The sequence below is a fragment of the Bernardetia sp. genome, from assembly GCF_020630935.1.
GTDB lineage: Bacteria > Bacteroidota > Bacteroidia > Cytophagales > Bernardetiaceae > Bernardetia.
This window is the reverse complement of the sequence record NZ_JAHDIG010000001.1, coordinates 107,985-132,224: the sequence shown is the minus strand read 5'-3', so window position 1 is coordinate 132,224 and position 24,240 is coordinate 107,985. Positions and strand designations below refer to the sequence as shown.

The following is a 24,240-nucleotide window of genomic DNA, read 5'->3' as shown; positions in this document are numbered from 1 at the left end:
TATTCCAATTTTTGATGATTTTGACTACTTTTATTTCGGAATAATTATTGAATTATTTAGAGTACGGAAAAGGCATGCCTTTTCCCTAACATCACTTATTTTACCAATACGTCAAAAATCAAGATACCTTAAATGACCAGCCAAAAATTCCCCAAAATTCTTTTCGAATCTATCTTATTTATACTTTTTATAGGAATTGTATTTCCTGTATTTGCCCAAAACATAACAAGCGCACAAGTTATAGCTAAAGCTGTAGCCGAAGAAAAAGAACGCCTAGACCAAATGAAATGGCAAAAACGAGAAAAATGGGTCAATCAAAAACTTTCTACTTTGGATTTGGAGAAAAAAATAGCACAACTTTTTATGATTGCTGCCTATTCGAACAGAGATGAAAAACATTACAAGGAAATCGATAATTTCATTACAAAATATAAAATTGGTGGACTGATATTTTTTCAAGGTACACCACAAAAACAAGCTGAACTTACAAATCGCTATCAAGCTAAGGCAAATATTCCTCTCTTGATTGCCATGGATGCCGAATGGGGACTAGGAATGCGCCTCAAAAATACGATTAGTTATCCTCGTCAGATGGTTTTGGGAGCGATGAACGATTCGCTGGCTGTCTATGATTTGGGAAAAGAAGTGGCTCGCCAATGTTTGCGTTTGGGAGTGCATGTCAATTTTGCGCCAGTTGTAGATGTAAATAGCAACCCTAAAAACCCAGTTATTGGCACTCGTTCGTTTGGAGAAAATAAATATAGAGTTTCTAAAAATGGAATTGCCTACACGAACGGAATGCAAGACGGAGGAATTATCGCCACAGCCAAACATTTCCCCGGACACGGCGACACCGATTCAGACTCTCATTATACGCTTCCACAACTCAATCACGACAAAAAGCGTCTTTCAGAGCTAGAACTTTATCCCTTCAAACGTCTTTTTGCAGATTCGGTTTTGTCTGTTATGGTAGCACATTTGAATGTTCCTGCTTACGATAGCACAGAAAATATTCCTACCACGCTTTCAAAAAACGTAGTTACAGATTTATTAAAAAATGAACTTGGCTTTGATGGACTGATTTTTACTGATGCAATGAATATGAAAGGCTTGTCTGCCAACTTTACGCCAGATGAGGGTAATGTACAAGCTATTTTAGCTGGAAACGATGTTTTGCTTTATCCTGCCAGTATTCCAAAGGGAATTGCGCTTATTAAAAAAGCAGTCGAAGAAGGTAAAATTTCTGAATCTGAGATTGATGAGCGAGTGCGAAAAGTATTGAGAGCAAAATACTTTGTAGGGTTGTATGATTACAAACCTATTCAACTCAAAGGTTTAGATGCTGATTTAAACAGTCCTAAGGCTAATGTTTTGAATGAAAAACTACATCAAAAAGCTGTTACGATTGTCAGAAATGAAAATAATTTGATTCCTTTTCAAAAATTAGATACGCTTTCTTTTGGTTCGGTGGTAATTAATGAGAAAGAAGGAAATGACTTTCAAATGATGCTTTCAAACTATGCACCTTTTGAACATGTGTCTGTTTCTGCTGTCTCTGCTTCTGCGCTTTCATCTGCAAAAGCAAAATTATCAAACAAAAAAGTGATTGTTGTAGGTGTTTTTGGAGTAAATCAGTATTCGGTTAGTACTACTTTTGGAATTTCAGAAGCTACACGAAAATTTGTAAAAGAGCTTCAAGATGAAGGCAAACACGTTGTGGTTGTAAATTTCGGACATGCTTATAGCTTAGAAAAATTTGAAGACCAAAAGCATTTGGTAGCTGCGTATGTAGATAATAACATTATGCAAAAAGCTGTTCCACAAGTTTTGTTTGGAGCAGTCAAAACACAAGCTCGTGTTCCTGTTTCGGCTGGAGAAAAAATAAAAGAGGGCGATGGATTTACAACAACCTCTTTACAGCGTTTGAGATATTCAGACTATCCAGAAGGAAGTGGCATGAACTCAGAATATATGAATCATAGAATTGATTGGCTCGTAAATGAAGCTATAAAATACAGAGCTACTCCCGGTTGTCAAGTAATTGTAATCAAAGATTCTACTGTTATTTTTCAAAAATCGTATGGACATTTTAAGTATGACAGAAAACAAAAAGTAGAAAACGAATCTATTTATGATTTAGCTTCCCTTACCAAAATCTTGGCGACCGTCCCTGCCATGATGAAACTTGTCGATGAGGAAAAAATCGATTTAGATGTTCCTATTTCTACCTACTTGACAGAATTAGAAGGTTCAGAGAAAGGCGAGATTACGGCTCGTCAGCTTCTGATGCACCGAGGAGGGTATCACGGAAATATGCCAGGGTGGTTTGAGACTTTTTCAAATGAAGAAAATTATTCAAAATATTACAGTAATCGTTGTGATGAAGAATACTGTGAAGAAATAGTACCTAGTTTGTATGCAAAGGCTGGCATAAGAGACAGTATGTGGAACTGGGTAGTAGATTCGCCGATGCGTCCAAAACGTGCAGACGGTTCGTATAGTTATCGTTATAGTGATAGAGGTTTTTATATGCTCAACCAATTAGTAGCTAGAGTTTCGGGTACTTCCTTAGACTATTTAATAGAAAATAGTTTTTATAATTCTCTTGGACTTTCTACAGCAAGTTATCATCCTCTTCGAAAGCATGATTATAACAATATTGTTCCTAGTTCGGTAGATAATTTATTCCGAAAAAATGAAGTACGTGGAACAGTTCATGACTATTCAACAGCCATTTTAGGAGGTGTGAGTGGACACGCAGGTGCATTTGCTAATGCCAACGATGTCGCTATTTTAATGCAGACATTTCTGCAAAAAGGAAATTATGGAGGAGTACAATATTTTGGTGAAAAGGTAGTAGATGAGTTTACTAAGAGACAAGTCAATGGAGGTAGAAGAGGCTTAGGATTTGATAAGTCTGTAAAAGGAAAGAAAATTCCTGCTACGATTTATGCTTCTGAAAATACTTTTGGACACACAGGCTTTACAGGCACAGCAGCATGGGCAGATGCAGACAAAGGAATCGTTTTTGTGTTTTTGGCAAACCGAACCTATCCAGATGAAACCAATAAAATGTTGATTCGAAAAGGAACTCGTACTCGTATGTTGGAGGTGGTTTTTCAGTCGGTTATGGAATAATTTTTCACTAAAAAATACATTATGAAAAAGTATTTTGTTTTAAAATTTAGTGTTTTATCATTGTTTATAATAGCATTTTTTTCTTGTACAAATCAAACAGTAGTTTCAAAAGAAGTTGTTAATATTGATACTACAAAAAATATAGTGCTTGAAAAAAGCGTAGATGCTAATACAGACCAAAAGGGTATTTTTAGTTGGCAGCTTGGTTTGTGTGAGTACAAGGGTACTTATGACACTACAAAATATACAAGAGAGGAGATTCAAAACCTCTTTGCTATTAGTACGATGGTTATAGTTTTACAAACTTCTTGTACTGTTTCTGATTATAAAAAAGTGAATACTTTGAGTATAGTGGATTTAGATAAAGAAAGGAATGATAAAGGTGCATATTTATCTAATGTGGCAACAAAGTTTCCAATGGACTACTTTAGTATACTACGAGGTAAGATGAACCAGCTAGAAATAGAATATCGTTTTAAAAAAAGAGCTATTGAAGCGTATCAAAATCCAAAGGTTTTGGAGCATTCCCCAGTAGATTGCCAAAAATATGCTGATGCTATTATAGCACAAGATGATAGAACTATACAAGTTTGTAGAGAAATGATAGAAGAAAGAGTTAAAAATGGCTCTTATCCAAAGTCATTGTTAGATAACTTTGAGAAAGAAGCTAAAACAGCACAAGCAATAAAATATGCAACCACACAACTCCTAACTTATGGTTGGTGGAATTGTGTAACTCCAGTAATTTATAAAGATGAAAGTGAAAAAAATTATAATAAGTTTAAGTCTATATTTGAAGATATTACAGAAGAATGTGACGAACCTTAGAGGTAGATAAAACAGTAACCAACAGCTTTATTTCTTGGGGTTTTCAAATTCATTATAAGAACTCCATTTTTTTAAGTTTTCCCAATATTTATTTTCAGAAATAGGTAAAAGATAGTCATTAATGTCTAAGTTGGGAAGCTCTTCTACATTTCTATCATAATTGTATCGATGATTTACTTTTCTTGCTCCCACCTTGAAGAAAGTCTCTAAAAGAGCATAGAAAAAATAATAACTGCCTATTGGAGCTTCTAAGTAAAAACACTTTCCTTCATAATAAAAATCCACCAAGTCTAGCCTATAAAAACCTTCTACATAATAACTAAGACCATCATCTTCATAAGGATTTTCCTTGATTTGAAGCTCTAACCCTGTAATATCATAGAAAATTTCACAAATAGACTTTTCATCTGGCAGACCGTTTTCAAAATATATCTTTTCAGTTTGTATTCCCATCTTTAGTAAGTTATATAAAAAAAACTCAAAAATCGTCTCGTTATAACTATTAGCCAAATAGAGACAAAAGAACAGTAAAAAATGTTCCTTTTTCAAAAAAACGAGATTGTAGAAGATAAGAAGATAATTTTTCTCACACTTAACTTTTACAATTATGAAAAAGAGACTTTCAAAAATTTACTTTAAGGCTATATTTTTTCTGTTGTTTGTAGTTGTTTTTTCAGCCTGTTCTAAGCAAAAGCAAGTTTCAAATAACAATGTAGTGGCAGATTCTACAAGTATAGCTATTTCTGATGAAAATGAAATTATAGATGTTCCTCTTACCAATATTTTACCACCACAGGAAATTATAGAGGTAGAAAGTGATATAGAGCTAGACGAAAACGTTGAAGTAAAAATAGAAGATATAGAGATTGAAATGGATTATATTGTAACTGATGTAGAAGCCATAGAAGCTCCAGTAGAAGAAGCACAAGAGGAAGTAGAACAAGTCTTTTGCATTGTAGAAACTCCACGAGTAGAAATCAAAAAATCAAATACAGAGAATTATCAAAAACTGAATGAAAATAAATTCATTGAGCCTAAAAGAGAACCTCTTTCAACTTTTTCTATCGATGTGGATAACGCTTCCTACACAAATGCTCGTCGTTTTATTCAGTCTGGACAGATGCCTCCTGCTAATTCGGTTCGTATTGAAGAGTTTATAAACTATTTTGATTACGACTATCCACAACCTAAAAACGATGACCCTTTTTCCATCAACACAGAAATTTCAGTTGCACCTTGGAATAAAAAACACAAATTGGTTCATATTGGAATACAAGGAAAGGAGTTGGATTACAAAAATCTTTCAGCTTCCAACTTAGTATTTCTGATTGATGCTTCAGGTTCAATGGAAGAGCCTAATAAATTGCCTCTTTTGCGTTCTTCTTTGAAAATGCTTTTGAATGAAATGAATGAAAAAGACCGTATTTCTATAGTGGCGTATGCTGGTGCTGCTGGTTTGGTATTGCCTTCTACTTCTGTAAAGGAAAAGACAAAAATCTTGAATGCTTTAGAAAACGTATCGGCAGGAGGAAGTACGGCAGGTGGTGCAGGAATAGAACTAGCTTACAAGGTTGCACAAGAGAATTTTATTAAGGATGGAAATAATCGTGTTATTTTGTGTACCGACGGAGATTTTAATGTAGGTGTCAGTTCAGCAGATGCACTTGTACAACTCATAGAAAAAAAACGAGACAACGATATTTTCTTAACCATTTGTGGTTTTGGAATGGGAAACTATAAAGACTACCAAATGGAAGAACTTAGCAATGCAGGAAATGGAAATTACTTTTACATCGATAATATTCAGGAAGCCAAAAAAGTATTTGTTAGAGAAATGAGAGCAACTTTATTTACGATTGCAAAAGATGTCAAGATTCAGATTGAATTTAATCCTACAAAAGTAGCTGCCTATCGCCTTATTGGTTATGAAAATAGAATGCTCAAAAAAGAAGACTTTAATGACGATAAAAAGGATGCAGGAGAATTAGGTGCAGGACATACTGTAACAGCTCTTTATGAAATCATTCCAGTAGGAATAGAAAGCGAATTTCTAGCTTCGGTAGATGATTTACGCTATCAAAATAACTCCAAAATAAGTACAAATTATACGACTGTGGCTTCTTCTGATGAACTTTTAAACTTAAAACTACGCTACAAAAAACCAGATGGAAAGAAAAGTAAATTGATTGTAAGTCCACTCAAAGATGAAAATATTGCTTTATCTAAAACGTCAAATAATTTTCGTTTTTCAACTGCTGTGGCAAGTTTTGGAATGCTTTTGAGACATTCAGAATTTAAAGGAAATTCGTCGTATCAGCAAGTGATGGAGCTAGGAGAAAGTGCTAAGGGAAAAGATGAGGAAGGCTACCGAACAGAGTTTTTGAAATTGGTAGAAAGTTGTTTGTTGATGAGTAAGTAAAAATTGTGTTATTCTTCTAAAAAAACAATAAAAATGGCTTTTTTGGTACGCTAAGAAGCTGTTTTTCTGCTATTTGACAATTTCTTTGTAGTTTTGCAGTTAATAATAACACACAGATAGCAGTATTAATTATTTTTTTAGTTAAAATTCCCTTTTTCACTTTGACAGCTCCCTTACAAAAAACATCTCGTTTGTTTATTGCCATTCCCCTACCTCAATTTTTACAAGAAGCATTACAAGAGTGCCAAGAGTGGCTCTCATCTTATCCAGAGATGAAGCCCATAAAACGATGGGTAGAACCTTCAAAAATGCACATTACGCTACATTTTTTGGGAGAAACTGAGCATCAGAAAATTGAATCTATACAAGAGATTGTAAACGAGATAACAAAAGATTTTGAGCTTACCTTAACAATGAAAAACATTGGAACATTTGAAAGAAACAATCTTCCTCATGTGCTTTGGGTAGGAATAGAAAAAACTAAAGAGTTATCAAATCTTTACGAAAAAATAGCATCAGAATTAGAAAAACTAGATGTTCAATTAGAAAATAAAGAAGCGCAAAACTACAACCCACACGTTACACTTGCTTATCTCAAGACAGATGACGAAGCCAAAAAGATTATCAAAAAACGCCTTGAAAAAATAATGGTGGGAGAAATTGGTGTTTGGGAAACATCTCAACTAGAACTTATCAGCAGTACACAAACAAAAGACGGTTCGGTTTATAAGGTAATTGGGTAAGTGTTAGATACTAAAAAGTAGATTTTTCTGTTTTAAGTAGTTAGCTGGTATAATTTTGTTATTTTCAAAAGCTAGTGCAATTTTATAAAAAGTTGAATTTTAACTTTGTCAAGGATCTTTTCGAAGAAAAAAACAGACCTTGACAATAGTTTTTATAAACTAAATTGTACTACTCAACTACTTAGTAGGAAAGTTTGTATCTTTTCATTGCTTCAATCATTATGTTATGAAAAAACTGCTTCATCCTCTGATTCCTTTGTTTCTCTTACTTTTTTTGGGAGGAAAATATATCTATGATGCTTTCTTGACTGAAAAATATGATGAGAAAGAAATTCTACTCTTGGAGCAAACCAAAAAAGATGCAGAAAGGCTTTCAAAGACACTTAAAAATGTAGCTGATAGAAGTAAGTATTTAGTTCATAGCCATATAGAAGAGACAGGCAGTCCAAAACATCTGTTAGTTCATTTAGAGAGAGTTAAAAAGCTAGAGGAAGTTTATGAAAAATATTCTCAGAAAATAAATCAAATTGATTCTCTACAAAAGTTGAGTTTTGATAATGAAGATAGCCAAAAAAAGTATAATCAAAATATTACGATAGAAAATATAGCAGTCCAAAGTATTTTCCAAAACTACATACAAGAAATCAGAAAAACAGATACTTTACTTGCTCAAAAATATAAAGACTATGTTTTTCATGATGATATGACTAATCAAGAAATTGAGAAGAAATATCTTAAAGGAAAGTCAATAGAAGTTTTGATTCACTTGGGCAGAATAAAAGCAGAACTGGCTAGTATTCATTCAGAAGCAACTACTTTACTAGCCGAAGAGTATATTTACTTTCCTCAAACTGATAGAGCCGAGAATAACTTTATTTTGCCTATTTTAAAAGTAAAAAAAGAGATTGCTTATGGAGTTTCAGCAGTAGAAATATCGTCCTTTGATTATCTCACACTGAAAAACACAAGCAACAGGGAAAATTTCAAAACAAACTTCAAGTTTCATATAAACGAAGATGGATTTTTAGTAATAGATGAAGAAAATTTTAATGAAAAAGACCTACGATTAAAGTGGTTTCCAGTAGTAGAATATAAATCTTACTTAGAATATGGAAAAGGGTGGCATAATGAACTTTAATGGAATATACTATACTGTATCTGCCATACTTTGGCTTTTGGTAGTTTTTTTTTATTATCAATTTTATACTTTTCAGCAAAATGAGAAGAAAAGTAGGGAGGATTTGAAGAGTTCAGTAAATAGAATTTATCAATTATATGATACAGCATTTCAGAAATTAGAGGTTTCAGAGAAAAGAAGTAATAATGATGGTATTTCATTAGATTATGATAATCCGAGAGGAAGACAAGTGTTAGATACTATTGCCATTATAGAAAAAGCTATTTATTCGTTGCAATTAGAAAATAGTATAACTTTCAAGAGTATAGAATCGATTGCTCCTAAAGGAAATTTTGGTCGTGAGGAAAGTGAGTTGGATAAACTAGGAGTTATAATAAAGAACGAAAGTATTTATAACCAGTCTGATTTGTACAGATTTTTATATAAAAAGGCTCTGCTGCGTTCTCTGACAGAAGATAGATATAAAATGTACAATAGATTGTGGGAACACGGCGGACTTTTGTTACCATCTTTACAACTCTTTGATAAAAACAAGATAGGCTTGAGTTATGATAGAAGCCTGTACGATATTTTCCACGTTAATCACCAAAAAACGCCCTCTGCTACTTTTGAATTTGAAGTAGTAGTAGAAAAACTAGGCAGAAACCCAAGAACTATCCGTACACTCTACCGAACTACTCCAAAAGAAGGTAAGGATTTAGGAATTTATGACTATGAAAAAATAGAGACGATTGTGGAGAAATAGTCTCTACTTACCACTTACAATCTATCACTAATTTTACTTTCTAATTCATCTACTTTTTTCTTTAAGCCAGCTAAATTTCTAATAACAGCATAATTTTTAAGCTGTTGAGCATGTTCGTTGGCTGGCGAACCTAAAAGATTTCCTCCTTTTTTTGTGTAAGACTTAGAAACACCACTTTGTGCTGCTATAGTTACTCTATCAGCTATTTTGATGTGTCCTACTACGCCAACTTGCCCTGCCAAAATACAGTTTTCTCCCAGTTCGGATGAGCCAGAAACACCACTTTGCGCTGCAATAACCGTATTTTGTCCTATCTGAACATTATGTGCTATCTGAACTAAATTATCAATCTTTACACCTTTTTTGATAAGTGTTGAACCTAAAGTAGCGCAATCAATCGTTGCATTTGCCCCAATGCTTACGTTATCTTCCAAAATAACATTTCCAATTTGAGGAATTGGCTGGTACGAACCATCTTTTTGTGGGGCAAAACCAAAACCATCACTTCCCAAAACTGCTCCCGAATGAATTACGCAGTTCTTACCAATCTGTGTATTGGAATAGATTTTTACACCTGCATAAATGATAGTATCGTCATCAATTTTGCAGTTGTCTCCAATGTATGCGTTGGGATAAATCTTGACGTTATTTCCAATTTTGGTGTTTTCTCCTACATAACTAAATGCTCCCAAATAAACATCTTCGCCCAAGTTGCTTGTATTGGCTTGAAAAGAAGGTTTTTCGATGCCTACTTTTTTCATCTGTGTCATTTGCTGGTAGGCAGCCAAAAGTTTTCCAAACGCAGTATAAGCATCTGGAACACGAATAAGCGTGGTAGAAACAGTTTCTTTTGCCTCAAAGCTCTCACTTACCAAAACGGCTGTCGCCTTTGTCTGATAGATAAAATTTTCGTATTTTGGATTGGCTAAAAATGCAATCGCTCCTTCTGTGCCTTCTTGTATTTTGGCAACCGTATGAATTTTTGCTTCTTTATCTCCCTCTACTTGCCCACCTACCAAATTGGCAATAGCTTGTGTAGTTAGTTCCATTTTTATATGTTATTTCAGACCCTAAGGGTTTTTAAAACTCTTAGGGTCTTTTTAATATTGGTTATATATTTTTCGCTCTCTGCCAATATGTTTCCATTTCGGCTAGAGTCATTTCTTCTAATTTTTTACCATCTTTCTGTGCTTCTGTTTCCAAAAACTCAAAACGACTGATAAATTTTCTATTCGTTTTTTCTAGTGCATTTTCTGGATTGATTCCTAAAAAACGAGCATAATTAATCATAGAAAAAAGCAAGTCCCCAAATTCTTGTTCGGCTTCTTCTTGATTAATTACTTTATGGTTTGTATCGTCTGAAATATCAACATGTTCGAAGAGTTCTTTTTCCTCTTCTTGTACTTTTTGCCATACATCGGTTGCCTTATCCCAATCAAAACCCACTCCACGAGCTTTTTCTTGTATTCTGACAGCTTTTACAAGTGCAGGCATAGACTTTGGCACACCTTCAAAAAGACTTTTTTGTTTCTTTCCCAAACTATCAGAACTGCCTTTTTCTTTAAGTTTTATCCTCTCCCAATTTAGTTTTACTTCTGCTTCTGTTTCAGCAATTATATCACTATAAATATGAGGGTGGCGATGAATGAGTTTTTCACAAACTGAATTTAAAACATCAGTAATATCAAAATGCTCTGTTTCAGAAGCAATCTTAGAGTAAAAAACTAAATGCAGCATCAAATCGCCCAACTCTTTCTTGATTTCCTGCATTCCGTTCGGATTATCTTTTGACAGAATTGCGTCGGAAAGCTCATAGACTTCTTCAATCGTTAGGTAACGGAGCGATTCTAAAGTCTGTTTTTTGTCCCACGGACAGTTTGCTCTAAGGTCGTCCATTACAAAAAGCAAGCGTTGAAATGCCTTTGTAGGTTCGTTTTGGGTATCTTTTACCCTTTCAAGAAGCGTTTGGGAGGTAGTTTTTTGCAAAAGAAATATATAAAAGAATTACAAGTAAAACAGCATGTATTTTATTCGTAATTTTTAATTCGTAATTGATAATTAAACAGTGCAAATTTCCTAAAAAAAAATGGATTGACAAAAGATAGCCAATTATTCATTATCTTTCCGATAGAATCCTGTAAAAGAATCTAAAACACCAAAACAAGATTTGCAAAATACAATTATTAAATAAATATTTGTACCTATACGTAAAATTGGCAATGCACTATACACAAAGTATAGTAAAAATAAAATACTAATCAAATGATAATTACTCGTTAATTATCCACTTTTAACTGTTCATTATTAAATATGGCTGCTGATAATCAAGAACTTAGAGAGAAAATAGAAAGAGTATATTCTGAAATGGGTAAAGTTGTCGTCGGACAGCGTTATATGGTCAATCGCCTTTTGATTGGACTCTTTACACAAGGACACGTACTTTTAGAGGGTGTACCAGGGCTTGCCAAAACTCTTACTGTCAATACACTTGCAAAAGTTTTGGATTTAGGTTTTCAACGTATTCAGTTTACACCTGACCTTTTACCTGCCGACCTTATCGGAACAATGATTTATAACCAAAACAAAGGCGAGTTTGAGGTAAAGAAAGGACCTATTTTTTCAAATATTATTTTGGCAGATGAGATAAACCGTTCTCCTGCCAAAGTACAGGCAGCACTTTTGGAGGCGATGCAAGAACGCCAAGTTACGATTGGAGAAACAACATTTAAGCTAGATAAGCCATTTTTAGTATTGGCAACCCAAAACCCAGTCGACCAAGAGGGAACATATCCGCTTCCAGAAGCACAGGTCGACCGCTTTATGATGAAAGTTTTTATTTCTTATCCAGATAAGGCTTCTGAATTGGAAATTATGCGCCGTATGGCAAATACAAACTATAAAGAAGAAGTAAATCCTATTCTTTCTAGTGATGAGGTGTTTGCCATTCGTGAGGCTATCAACCAAGTCAAAATGAACGAACAACTTGAAGAATATGTAGTAGAGCTTATTTTTGCGACTCGTTTTCCAAGAGATTTTGGCTTAAAAGAAGAGTCTAAGTTTGTTCAGTTTGGTGTTTCGCCTCGTGCTGGTATTGCGCTCAACCGAGCTTCAAAAGCTAGAGCATTTATGGAAGGAAGAGATTACGTAATTCCAGAAGATATCAAAGAAGTGATTTACGATATTTTTGGACATCGTATTATTCTCAACTTTGAAGCAGAAGCCGAAGGCATTACGACAAGAAATATTATTGATGGTATTTTGCAGAAAGTAGCGATTAATAAAGTTTAAATAATTCGTTCATCGAACAATAGATAACTGAAATGTAGCTTGCTCTTTAGAGTGAGCTATTTTTTTTTGATACAATTTTTATCTCATTATTCCAATCGGCATTTTTTATACTACTACTACTTTCTCTCTCTTTAACGAAGTTCTACATCACATTTCAAAATCAAAATCGTCAGTGTACGGCTCATACTTGGAACACCAAGTATTTCATTTCCTCTATTTTCCACTTCGCTTCATAATATTTCCGACAGCTAGTCATAAACTTTCTCTCTCTTACCAAGTCAAATTTTTAGTCTTTCAAGGCTGCAAAAAACATTCATCCTTTACACAGAAATAGGATTTAGAATTATATCCTAACCACATCATTTTATTGATTTAGCATAATATTTTTTCTGAAAATATCGTTAATATTAATCAAATGTTACCAAATTGTTAATATTTTTATTAAATTAGTTCACGAATTATTCAAATACAACGATTTACAATATTTATGGATTCTTCATAAGCTATGAATTTTGCTACTATTTTCTAAATATATACTGCCTTGAAATACTATATAAAGACATATCGATATATCTTAACATACCTACTTTCATTAAATTTTAATATTTTTACAAGAAAAAACTGTTATTTTCTTGTTCTTAATTTGTTCATATTAGTTTTTTTATTCAAAACCTCATCTCTCTGCTGGGCTGCTCCTAACTCCCACAATGAAAAAAAAACGTATTCATATCTCTCTTCATTTTTAGATACACATGATTCCATTACACTAGAGATGAAGGAAAAAGCAATTGATAAGTTTATCAGCTTTAATCAAAGTTTTAATATTCATCCTACTAGCGAAAGCAAAACCTTGAGAAGATTGTTTTTTTCTGTACAAGAGACATTTTTGAAAGAATATTCACTGTATTCTAGCTTCTATCATACATTGGAAAGTGGGAAATACGACTGCTTAACAGCTTCTGTGCTGTATGCTATTTTTTTAGAAGACATAAAGCAAAGAGGAGATTTTGACTATGTTTATCAGATAGTTCAGATGCCTACTCATGTTTTTATAAAAATAACACTTTCTGACAAAAGCGAAATTATTTTTGAGAGTACAGATAGTAAAAAAGGCTTCATCGCTACCCCAAAAGCGATTGATTTTTATGTAAAAGACCAAATAGAAATAGCTTCAAAACAGAGAGAACAAGAATCTGTCTTAAAATTAGATAATACAGTTTTTAACAATTTATTAACATTGGAGCAGGTCTCTCCTCTACTTTATTTTAATCAAGGAGTTTTGTTTTTTAACCAAAGAAAATTTGGAAAATCTATTCAAATGGCTCAAAATGCCCTTTTTTTAGAAAAAAACAAAACATATTATCTTCTAATACAACTTTCTTTACAAGAAATGAAAAAAGAGTGTGAAATAAATAATAGTTTTGTAAAAACAAATTTCAAATACACTCAAATTTCAAAATAAATAATTTAATTTTTGTTTTTTGTATTTCTGTTTAGCTTCTCTATTTTTCTTTCAAAACAAGAGAATGGAAGTATCGATTATTCTTAATTTGTTAATAATACTGAAACGTAAAGATTGAATGCTCTGCCGTACCTTTGTGGAAACTTAAATCAAGACTTCCTAACTGCTTGGTTAGGAGTTACTTAATTTTCTATTTAGCAACCCTTTATTAAATCTTATGATGAAGCATTACATCTTAAGCCTTATCGCTTTCGTATTTGCTTGTTCAGTAGCTACTGGTGCATTTGCCCAAGGTTCTACAACAGCATCTATGAGTGGTGTCGTAAAAGACAAAAACGGAGAAGAACTTCCTGGAGCAACTGTTTTAGCAGTACACACTCCAACAGGTTCACAGTTTGGTGCAGTTACTACACTTAGTGGTAATTATACTATTCTCAATATGAACGTAGGTGGTCCTTACACTATTACTGTACAATATGTAGGTTATCAAGACCAAAAGAAAGAAAATGTATATCTTTCACTAGGACAAAAACTTAGTTTGAATTTTGATCTTGCAGAAGATGTAGAAACTATCGGTGAGGTAGTTATTACTTCAAATGCAGAAATTATTGATGGTGAGCAAACAGGAGCAAAGACTACTGTTTCAGAAGAGCAATTAGAGGTATTACCTACTATTTCTCGTGATTTGGCTGACTTCACTCGTACTACTCCTCAAGCTCGTGTTACTCCAAATGGAGGTATCACTATTGCTGGTCAAAACAACCGTTACAACTCTATTATGATTGATGGAGCTGTTAATAACGACGTTTTTGGTCTTTCAGAAACAGGGACAAACGGTGGACAAGCTGGCATTTCTCCTATTTCATTAGACGCTATTGAACAAGTACAGATTGTTGTAGCTCCTTATGATGTTCGTCAAGGTGGTTTCTCTGGTGGTGGTGTAAATGCTGTTACTCGTAGTGGAACAAATAAAGTAGAAGGTTCAGCTTATTTCCTTTTCCGTAACCAAGCATTAGCAGGAAAGACTCCTACTGATGATGAAGGAGTTGAGCGTACAAAATTAGCCGATTTTACTTCAAGTATTGCAGGCTTCCGTGTTGGAGCTCCTTTGAAAAAAGATAAATTGTTTTTATTTATAAATGGGGAAATTGAACGTCGTGAAACTCCACAACCATTTAACTTTAGTGATTATAGAGGAAACTCATCTCAAGCAGAAATTGAAACTCTTCGTAACACATTAATCTCCAAATATGGGTACGATCCAGGAGATTATTTGGATAATCCAGAAGAAACAAAATCAAATAAGTTTTTTGCTCGTTTGGACTGGAATATAAACAAAGATCATAAACTTACTGCTCGTCATAGTTATACACAAGGAGACTTTTTGAATCGTTCTCGTTCTTCGGGAGGAAGCCTAAACTTTGGTAATAATGGTGTTGGATTCCCAACTGTTACAAACTCTTCAGCTTTAGAACTTAAAAGTCGTTTTGGTGACAACAAGTCTAACAGTTTGATTATTGGTTATACAAGCGTAATTGATGACCGTGACCCTATTGGTGGAGATTTTCCTCGTGTATTCATTGATGATGGTTCTGCAAATATTTTCTTAGGTTCAGAAGCTTTCTCAACAGCAAATAAATTAGAGCAATCTACACTTACGATTACTGATAATTTCAGTATATTTAAAGGTAAGCACACTCTTACTTTTGGTACGCATAATGAATTTTACTCTACTTACAACTTATTTATCCGTCAGAATTATGGAGAGTATCAGTTTGAGTCTGTTAATGATTTCTTGAATGATTCATTAGCTAGTGGATATAGCCGTAGTTATTCTTTAGTGGATAATGTAACAGGTGATGGTTCTGCTGCTGCTGCTGATTTTACTGGCTTCCAATTGGGTTTCTATGCACAAGATGAGTATGCTGCTTCTGAGAAACTTAATCTTACTTTTGGACTTCGTGTTGATATTCCAGTATTCTCTGACCCATCTGTAAATCAAGGATTCAATGACAGTACTCTTGCAAAAGTAAGAGAGTTTTATCCAGACTTAGGAAGCCAAGTTCAATCTGGTAAACTTTGGGATACTCCTATTTTGTTCTCTCCTCGTTTTGGATTCAACTATGATGTAATGGGAGACCGTTCTCTTCAAATTCGTGGTGGTATAGGTATCTTTACAAGCCGTATTCCTTTGGTATGGCCTGGTGGTGCATACAACAACAATGGTCTTACTATTGGTGGTGTGTTTGCTAGTGATGTAGCTTTCCGTCCAGATCCATTCAATCAATATACTGCAACTGACTTAGGTCGTTCGGATAACCTCCCTAGTGGACAAATGGATTTGTTTGTAGATGACTTCAAACTACCACAAGTTGTTCGTGCTTCATTAGCAGTTGATAAATCACTTCCTTGGGGAATGGTAGGTACTTTAGAAGGTATTTATACAAAAACATTGAATAATGTTGTTTACTACAATGTAAATACAAAACCTGCTACCCGTAACTTCTCTGGTGCTGATAATCGTCCTTATTATGACCGTCGTGATGAGGTTGAAGGAGCTTATACTCGTATTATGGTAGGAGATAACACGAATGAAGGTTACTCTTATAATATTACTGCTCAAATCCAAAAACCATTTGAAAATGGCTTTACAGCTAGTCTTGCTTATACTTATGGACGTTCGATGGCTGTAAATGATGGTACTTCTTCTCAAAATTCATCTCAGTGGAGATATGTGCCAAATGTAAGAGGTAAAAATGACTTAGATTTAGGTTATTCTGACTTTGATTTGGGTTCTCGTATTATTGGTACGCTTTCTTATCGTTTAGATTACCTAGATCATGCGGCTACAACTATTTCATTGTTCTACGAAGGACGTTCTGGAGAGCGTTTCTCTTATATCTATGATGGACAGCTTGCAAACGACGATACAGGTTCTGGTTCTACTGAGGCTGACCTTATTTATGTCCCTGCAAACCAAAGTGAGATTGTATTCTCTCCAATTACTCGTACTGTAAATGGTGAGGAAGTAGTTGTTACTCCAGAAGAGCAGTGGCAAGCACTTGATGACTACATTTCAAATGATGATTACCTTGACTCTCGTCGTGGTGATTATGCAGAGCGTAACGGTTCTCGTCTTCCATTTGTAAATACATTAGATTTACGTTTGTTGCAAGAGTTTTACATCAAAACTTCTAACGGAACAAAGCACAATCTTCAATTCTCTCTCGATATTTTCAATTTTACAAACTTGATAAATAAAGACTGGGGACGCAGATATTATATGAGCAGACCATTCCAACTTCTAAGTCTTGATAGAGTAGATTCTTCTAATGGAGAGTTTGTTCCAAACTTTACTTTCGGAAGTATTAATTCTAGTGGAGCTTATGAGACAGTATCAGAGCCTCAAGATATTTTCAATATCGATGATTCAGGAGTTAATAGCTCTCGTTGGCAAATGCAAATCGGTGTTCGTTATACATTCTAATCCGATTTGATAAAAATAAATTTCATTCAAACAAAACCCTTTCAGAATTTTCTGAAAGGGTTTTGTCGTTTTTGATGAAACCTCCTTTTTAGATAAAGCTATTTAGAATCTATATAAAATTCTTTTGATTGCCCAGCTTTTTGATTATATTTCCAATTAATTAGTGATAGAAGATAATTTATCATTTATCGCTTATCATTTATCATTATCAAAATGTGGAAACTCAATACGATTGGTCGGCGTGTGTTGGCTGGTAATTCTATTATTATTATTGTAGCTTTGATTAGTTGCTTACTAAGTTTGGAGAGGCTTACACATAGTCAAAGTATGCTTCGTCATTCTTTTTCTGTGATTACTCCATCAGTTGAGGCTATCAATGATTTGCTTTTATTGGTTACTCGTTCGAAAATGTACATTACCAACTGGATTCATCTTCCTGATAATATAGATGACAAAGAAGATTTAAACTTACTACATAACGAACAGTTCCCAGAAGTAAAAGACCGAATTAGCAAACTTAAAAGAGACTGGCAAAATAAAGAAAATGTCTATCGTGTAGATTCTATTATCATTGCCTTTGATGATATTATTCAAACAGAAAAGGAGGTAATGAATACGCTCAATCGTTCGGAAGATTATAATGACGGCAACAAAAGGGAAAAGGCAATTCGGTTAGTCAATGAAATGATTATCCCAAATAGTAATACACTTATCAAAAACTTAGAGGCATTAGAGGCAAGCAAACTCCAAGAAAAACAAGTTGATGGAGCATTAGTAGAAAGTTCATTGAGTTCGTTGTACGCAATTATTCTCATTTTAGGAGTATTCACAATTGCCATCGGAATAATAGCAAGTATTGTCTCTTTTGGAATTGTCTCAAAACCTATTCAGAAGCTCAATCAAGTGTTAGGAGAACTTGCAAAAGGTTCTATCCCAAGTACCAATTTTGGAATTAGAATAGGAAAACACGAGATTGGACAAATGACACGCTCACTGCAAGAGCTTATTAGAAGTTTAAGAAATACTTCCGAATTTGCTCGTAAGATAGGAAGTGGAAAATATGATAGTGCTTTTGATGTTCTTGGAGAAAATGATATTCTAGGAAATGCACTTTTAGATATGCGAAATAGTTTAGCAAAAGTAGCTGAAGAAGACCGTAGAAGAGCGTGGATAACCGAAGGAATTGCACAGTTTGGAGATATATTGAGGGCAAATTATAAAGATACAGAAGAATTTGCTGCTGCTATTATTCAACGATTAGTAAAATATACAGAGGCAAATCAAGGAGGTGTGTTTATTATCTCTGATACACCAGATAATGAAGGCGAATTTATGTATTTGGCTGCTGCTTATGCGTGGGATAAGCCTAAATATTTAGAGAAAAAAGTACGCAAAGGAGAAGGACTAACAGGACAAGCATGGCAAGAAGGAGAAACTCTTTTCTTATCGTATGTGCCAGAAGATTATGTTCATATTACCTCTGGGTTGGGAAATACAAATCCATCTTCTATTTTGCTTGCTCCTTTGAAATACAATCAGAAACTATATGGTGTTATCGAACTTGCATTTTTCAATCCTCCAGAGGCATATCGTGTAGAGTTTGTAGAAAAAATTGTAGAAAATTTTGCTTCTACATTGTCTTCTGTTCGAACCAATCAGCGAACAAAACTGCTTTTGAGAGAATCACAAGAAATGACAGAACAGATGCGAGCGCAAGAAGAAGAAATGCGTCAGAATGTAGAAGAGCTTCAAGCTACTCAAGAGATGGTAGAGCGCAAGAGTAAGGAGTTGGAAAATCAGCTCAATGCTATCAATCAAGCTGCTGCTATGATAGAGTTAAACCCAAGGGGAATTATTACTCAAATCAATACATTGTATTTAAAAATATCACAGTATTCTCAAGAGGAAATCAAAGACCAGCCTCATACTATCCTACTCAAAGATGGTTATGAGACTTCTAATAGATATATGCAACTTTGGGAAAATCTAACACAAGGAATACCAGTAGAGGGAGAGTTTGAGCGACAAGCAAAAGATAAATCTTCATTTTGGGTAAGGGGAACATATTATCCTGTGATGGATAATTATAAAAATTTGGAACGTGTCATTCATATTGCCACAGATATTACAGAACAAAAGTTACAAGCCATACAATTAGAAGAATCTTTAGCCGAACAAGCAGAAGCTGTTGAACAGATGCGCATGCAAGAGGAAATAATGCAGCAAGCTATGGAAAAAATGCAGAGTGTACAGGAAGAAATAGAAAAAAGAGAGAAGCAGTTAGAAGAGGCACATCAAGAACAACAACAATATATAGAGCAAATGAATGCCCAAGAAGAAATGATGGCAATAAGTATGGAGACAATGAACGAAGCCATAGAAACAATAGAAGAAGAAAAGAAAGAGCTAATGCAAAAACTAGAAACGTGTCAGAAACAAGTAGAAGCATTAGAAAATAAAAAATAAAATAATATTTCCTTTTGGAGACGTATTTGAAACAAACTTAGATATAATATATCTATCTTATAAAAAGTAGTCAGCCAATTTTATGATGAAAATAAAGCAGAGAATAACATGGTTTTTGATAATTCTAATTTCTATTCCTACCCTTGCTTTCTGTCAAGATGATTTACAAGAAAAAACAAAAAAGTTAGAGGATTCTATTCGCTTCATGCTTTACAAAGAACGCCCTTATTTTGAAGTGGTAAACTATGGAGCAAACCGAATACAAATGGAAGATAGCACCTCATTAGACTATTTCTTTGAGGCTTTGTATAAGTTGCAGAATCAGAAAGAAAAACAAGAAAAATCTACGCAAGTCAAGATTCTACATATAGGAGATTCTCATGTTCAAGCCGATTTTTTTACAGGAAAAGTAAGACAGTTATTTCAAGAAGATAAGCGTTTTGGAGATGCTGGGCGTGGTTTTGTCTTTCCTTATTCTGCTGCCAAAACAAATAATCCCTTCGACTATAAAACTCGTTATACAGGTACTTGGACAAGCCAAAAAATGGTGAGTAGCAAACATCAATCTCAGTGGGGAATTTCTGGAATTACTGTCGAAACGACCAGCCCAACATCGACCATTACCATTGAACCCATAGAGTATAATGAACGCAAACCAACAAAAATAGATAAAGTAAAAATTTATTACCCTATCTTGAATGAAGAGCTTTTCGAAGCCGTAATTATTGCTCCTACAAATGAGATAAAATCTCAAAAAATGCATCCAGATGGCTATTTGGAGGTTATTTTTAATGTACCTCAAACCTCTGTTAGTATAGGTTTAGACAAAACTGATGATATACAGACTCATTTCATTTTACAAGGTATTTCTTTTGAAAGCAATGAAGACGGAGTTTTGTATCACGCTGTTGGAATCAACGGAGCTGAAACTAGACATTATTTGCGCTGTGAAGATTTTGAAACTCAACTTAGAAGCATTAAACCTGATTTAGTAGTTATTTCACTAGGTACAAATGATGCTTATCCTGCTAAATTTGATGATGTAGCCTATAAGGGTAATCTTTCCAAAATAATTTCTCAGATTAGAAATATAAATTCAGAGGTATCCATATTGCTTACTTCTCCAAATGATACCTATCGTTATAAAAAATACGCCAACTACAATACTCAAAAAGCTGAAAAACGTTTGCAGGAACTTATGAGAGAAAAGAAAATAGCGTTTTGGAATTTTTATCAGATAATGGGAGGTTTCAAATCAATTACTGAATGGCAAAAAGCTGGCTTAGGGCAATACGATAGAATCCACCTTTCCCAAACAGGATACAATTTACAAGGCGACCTCTTCTATGAAGCTATTGAAGAGCAATATCAAAATTGGTTAGAGAATCAAAGACCTAAATAAAAAAAAATCTGAAAGCTATTTTCATAATTTGAAATTTGTCTGAATGCATATTATTCAAAAGAAGTTTTTACCTTTGTAAATTATTATATAAAATTTATCATACTGTTTTTCTTAGGGTTGTCATTCATTCAATAACTTCTCCTTAATAAATCTGTATCTATTCAAAATATGAAAACCAATCAACATACCATAAAAAAATCTGTTACTATTTCTGGAGTTGGACTGCACACAGGAGTAAAGTCAACTATGACTTTTCTGCCTGCCAAACCAAATCATGGAATAAAATTTTGTAGAATTGATATAGAAGGCAGACCTGTTGTAGATGCAGATGTAGATTTTGTAGTAGATGTTTCAAGAGGGACAACTATTGAAAAAGGAGAGGCAAGAGTAAACACAGTAGAGCATACATTGGCTGCATTAGTTGGCTTAGAGATAGACAATGTATTGATAGAGTTAGATGGCCCTGAACCTCCAATTATGGATGGTAGCTCTTTAGATTTTGTCAATAGACTAAAAGAAGCTGGCTTGGAAGAGCAAAATGTGCCTCGTAATTTCTTTGAAATAGATACGAGTATTCATTATACAGATGCAGATAAAAATATAGAAATTGCAGCTCTTCCATTAGATAATTATCGCTTAACTGTGATGGTAGATTACAACTCTCCTGTGTTGGGAAGCCAGTATGCAGCCTTAAATGATATTTCAGAGTTTGAGAAAGAAATTGCGAGTTGTCGTACATTTTGCTTTTTGCATGAGTTAGAAACTCTCTACAACAATAATCTTATTCAAGGAGGAGACTTTGATAATGCTATCGTGATTGTAGATAGAGTTTTGTCAGATGAAGAAATGGCTCGCCTTGCCAAAATGTTTAATAAAGACAAGATAGAAGTCAAAAAAGAAGGAACTCTAAATAATGTGGAACTTCGTTACAAAAATGAACCTGCAAGGCACAAACTTTTAGATTTGGTGGGTGATTTGGCATTGGTAGGTCGTCCATTGAAAGCACAAATTTTAGCTGCACGCCCAGGGCACGCTGCTAATGTTGCCTTTGCAAAACGCATTAAGAAAAGAATCCAAAAAGCATCTGGTGTTCAGATTCCAAAATACGACCCAAAAATGCCACCTGTTTTGGATATAAATCAGATTTCGAAAGTACTTCCTCATCGTTATCCCTTCTTACTTATCGACAAGGTTATCTATTTGGATGAGACTTCAGTGGTAGGTGTGAAAAATGTAACAATGAATGAGCCATTCTTCCAAGGACATTTTCCAGAAAATCCAGTAATGCCAGGAGTGTTACAAGTAGAAGCAATGGCACAAACAGGAGGGATTTTGGTAATGAATACTGTTCCAGATCCCAATAATTATTGGTCTTACTTTATAGGAATTGATAATTGCCGATTCCGTCAGAAGGTTTTACCAGGTGATACAATCGTTTTTAAGTGTGAACTTGTTGCTCCAATTCGTAGAGGTATTGCCAAAATGAAAGGACAAGCGTATGTAGCTGGAAAGTTAGTTTGTGAAGCAACACTATCTGCTGGTATTGTGAAAAAAGACTGATATTTTGAAAGAATATTTGTTCAAAGTCAAAAAAAACGCATTTGCCCTCAACTGGCAAATGCGTTTTTTGCATATCACTAAATTTTATTCTGTTTAGTTGAATAAAGCTCATTTCTCTATGATATTATGTGCTTCAATACTACAGACAAATAAGCACAATTTGACTTTTTGGTAAATTATTGACAATAAAAGTTATACCAAAATAAAAACTACTTTACCCCAATACTTTTGGTCTGCTCTACGAAACTAACCTTATTTCCTACCTAGGTCAGCCCAACAGGGCAGTACCGACATATTTTTAGGTGTAGTCCAATTTTTGTTTTAGTATTATTTCAAGACATTACCATCTTGGTTAATTTTATGCAACCTTCTATAGTTTTTATTGTCCTTGTGTGTACATAATTTTCTCTCTTCACTTTTAATGATATGATAAAAATGTTTAAGAGGTTGTTAGTGTTATGTCTTTTATTACTGTCAAATTACTGTTTGGCGAACTTTGAGTCTGATACGCTCATCATAAAAGAACATTTAAAGGCTATTACCAAAACGAAGGAATTTCGCAATCAAGAAAATATAGAGCAACTCAATGAAACAGCTAACTATATAAAGAAAGTGTTTTCAAAGTATGCAGATAGTAGTAGCTTTCAAAAATATCTTGTAGGTACAGATACTTACAAAAATGTAATTGCTTCATTTGGGACAGAAAATCAGACAAGAATTATTGTTGGAGCGCACTATGATGTTTGTGGCAATCAAGAAGGTGCAGATGACAATGCTAGTGGAGTAGTTGGACTCTTAGAACTCGCTAGACTTTTGAAAGATAAAAAACTCAAATACAGAATAGACTTGGTAGCCTATTCCTTAGAAGAACCTCCCTATTTTAGAACAGAAAATATGGGAAGTTATGTACATGCAAGCTCTTTAGCATCTCAAAATATTGATGTATATGGCATGATTTCTTTAGAAATGATAGGCTATTTTAAACTAGAAAAGAAATCCCAATCTTATCCTGTTGGTTTATTATCTCTCTTTTATGGAAGTAGAGGAAACTATATTGCCTTTATAAAGAAGTTTGGTGCTGGCAAGTTTAGTAGAAAGTTTTACAGACAATTTAAGGCTTCTCAAACGATAAAAGCAAAGAAATTAGCAGCACCTGTTTTTATTGCTGGAATAGATTATTCAGACCATTTGAATTATTGGAAGTTTGGATTTAGTGCCTTTATGATTACAGATACATCATTCTTCCGAAATCCTAACTATCACGAGCCAACAGATACTTTAGAGACCTTAAATATACAACAAATGAAAAAGGTGATAGATGGGGTATTTATGAGCTTGCTAAAAATTAAATAGACTTTTTTATAAAATTATAAACAAAACACAATAAAATATAATTTCAGTCCATAAATCACGTTATTTTTAGTAAAAAATAGGTTGTTACGATGATTCATCGAAAAAAGTTTTATGTTTTTTGGAACTTTTCTCATTTTTTTGCTTCTTTGCATTACTAATCTTTAGTTAGACACTAATTAAAAATTGTTTTAAGAGTAATTATATATGAGCA

General features: G+C 33.9%; 16 protein-coding genes. 13 read left to right on the top strand and 3 right to left on the bottom strand.

Translation table 11 applies throughout. From position 1 onward, the window contains the following. The first annotated feature begins 132 nt into the window (after nucleotides 1-132). On the top strand, nucleotides 133-3,138 hold the full coding sequence (locus QZ659_RS00610; RefSeq protein WP_291720276.1) for a glycoside hydrolase family 3 N-terminal domain-containing protein: 3,006 nt from the start codon (nucleotides 133-135) through the stop codon (nucleotides 3,136-3,138). A 21-nt stretch (nucleotides 3,139-3,159) separates the two neighbouring features. Beyond that, nucleotides 3,160-3,966: a hypothetical protein gene (locus QZ659_RS00605; RefSeq protein WP_291720274.1), complete on the top strand. Its 807-nt coding sequence runs from the start codon at nucleotides 3,160-3,162 to the stop codon at nucleotides 3,964-3,966. Nucleotides 3,967-3,993: 27 nt separating this feature from the next. Here the strand turns inward: QZ659_RS00605 and QZ659_RS00600 are convergent, their stop codons facing one another. Further along, on the bottom strand, nucleotides 3,994-4,419 hold the full coding sequence (locus QZ659_RS00600; RefSeq protein WP_291720271.1) for a hypothetical protein: 426 nt from the start codon (nucleotides 4,417-4,419) through the stop codon (nucleotides 3,994-3,996). Between the two features lie 154 nt (nucleotides 4,420-4,573). Here QZ659_RS00600 and QZ659_RS00595 point away from each other — a divergent pair, with 154 nt between their 5' ends. The 4 genes from QZ659_RS00595 to QZ659_RS00580 all read left to right on the top strand — a co-directional run bounded on the left by QZ659_RS00595 (nucleotide 4,574) and on the right by QZ659_RS00580 (nucleotide 9,011). Next, nucleotides 4,574-6,385, top strand: a complete 1,812-nt coding sequence (locus QZ659_RS00595; RefSeq protein WP_291720269.1) for a vWA domain-containing protein — start codon at nucleotides 4,574-4,576, stop codon at nucleotides 6,383-6,385. Between the two features lie 161 nt (nucleotides 6,386-6,546). Continuing rightward, complete coding sequence (gene thpR / locus QZ659_RS00590; RefSeq protein ID WP_291720266.1) at nucleotides 6,547-7,128, top strand: RNA 2',3'-cyclic phosphodiesterase; 582 nt, start codon at nucleotides 6,547-6,549, stop codon at nucleotides 7,126-7,128. A gap of 226 nt (nucleotides 7,129-7,354) precedes the next feature. Further along, the gene (locus tag QZ659_RS00585; RefSeq protein WP_291720264.1) at nucleotides 7,355-8,266 is read left to right on the top strand and encodes a hypothetical protein; all 912 of its coding nucleotides are present in this window, start codon (nucleotides 7,355-7,357) and stop codon (nucleotides 8,264-8,266) included. Then, nucleotides 8,238-9,011: a hypothetical protein gene (locus QZ659_RS00580; protein ID WP_291720261.1), complete on the top strand. Its 774-nt coding sequence runs from the start codon at nucleotides 8,238-8,240 to the stop codon at nucleotides 9,009-9,011. The genes QZ659_RS00585 and QZ659_RS00580 overlap by 29 nt, the downstream gene beginning before the upstream one ends. A gap of 14 nt (nucleotides 9,012-9,025) precedes the next feature. Here QZ659_RS00580 and lpxD read toward each other — a convergent pair whose 3' ends face one another. Beyond that, on the bottom strand, nucleotides 9,026-10,060 hold the full coding sequence (gene lpxD, locus QZ659_RS00575) for a UDP-3-O-(3-hydroxymyristoyl)glucosamine N-acyltransferase (protein WP_291720259.1): 1,035 nt from the start codon (nucleotides 10,058-10,060) through the stop codon (nucleotides 9,026-9,028). 61 nt (nucleotides 10,061-10,121) lie between these two features. Continuing rightward, nucleotides 10,122-10,997, bottom strand: coding sequence for a nucleoside triphosphate pyrophosphohydrolase (gene mazG / locus QZ659_RS00570; RefSeq protein WP_291720256.1), 876 nt, complete (start codon nucleotides 10,995-10,997; stop codon nucleotides 10,122-10,124). 324 nt (nucleotides 10,998-11,321) lie between these two features. Here mazG and QZ659_RS00565 point away from each other — a divergent pair, with 324 nt between their 5' ends. The 7 genes from QZ659_RS00565 (at nucleotide 11,322) to QZ659_RS00535 (ending at nucleotide 24,029) form a co-directional block, all read left to right on the top strand. Then, nucleotides 11,322-12,299: an AAA family ATPase gene (locus QZ659_RS00565; RefSeq protein WP_291720253.1), complete on the top strand. Its 978-nt coding sequence runs from the start codon at nucleotides 11,322-11,324 to the stop codon at nucleotides 12,297-12,299. Nucleotides 12,300-12,942: 643 nt separating this feature from the next. Next, nucleotides 12,943-13,761 carry a hypothetical protein gene (locus QZ659_RS00560; RefSeq protein WP_291720250.1) on the top strand — a complete coding sequence of 273 codons (819 nt, stop codon included), beginning with the start codon at nucleotides 12,943-12,945 and terminating at the stop codon, nucleotides 13,759-13,761. A gap of 220 nt (nucleotides 13,762-13,981) precedes the next feature. Next, the gene (locus QZ659_RS00555; RefSeq protein ID WP_291720248.1) at nucleotides 13,982-17,248 is read left to right on the top strand and encodes a TonB-dependent receptor; all 3,267 of its coding nucleotides are present in this window, start codon (nucleotides 13,982-13,984) and stop codon (nucleotides 17,246-17,248) included. A gap of 213 nt (nucleotides 17,249-17,461) precedes the next feature. After that, entirely contained in the window at nucleotides 17,462-19,714 is a 2,253-nt protein-coding gene (locus QZ659_RS00550; RefSeq protein WP_291720246.1) for a GAF domain-containing protein, read from the top strand. 82 nt (nucleotides 19,715-19,796) lie between these two features. Beyond that, on the top strand, nucleotides 19,797-21,116 hold the full coding sequence (locus QZ659_RS00545; protein WP_291720243.1) for a GDSL-type esterase/lipase family protein: 1,320 nt from the start codon (nucleotides 19,797-19,799) through the stop codon (nucleotides 21,114-21,116). Between the two features lie 168 nt (nucleotides 21,117-21,284). Beyond that, nucleotides 21,285-22,676, top strand: coding sequence for a bifunctional UDP-3-O-[3-hydroxymyristoyl] N-acetylglucosamine deacetylase/3-hydroxyacyl-ACP dehydratase (locus QZ659_RS00540; RefSeq protein WP_291720240.1), 1,392 nt, complete (start codon nucleotides 21,285-21,287; stop codon nucleotides 22,674-22,676). Nucleotides 22,677-23,162: 486 nt separating this feature from the next. After that, complete coding sequence (locus QZ659_RS00535; protein ID WP_291720237.1) at nucleotides 23,163-24,029, top strand: M28 family peptidase; 867 nt, start codon at nucleotides 23,163-23,165, stop codon at nucleotides 24,027-24,029. Nucleotides 24,030-24,240 lie beyond the last annotated feature (211 nt).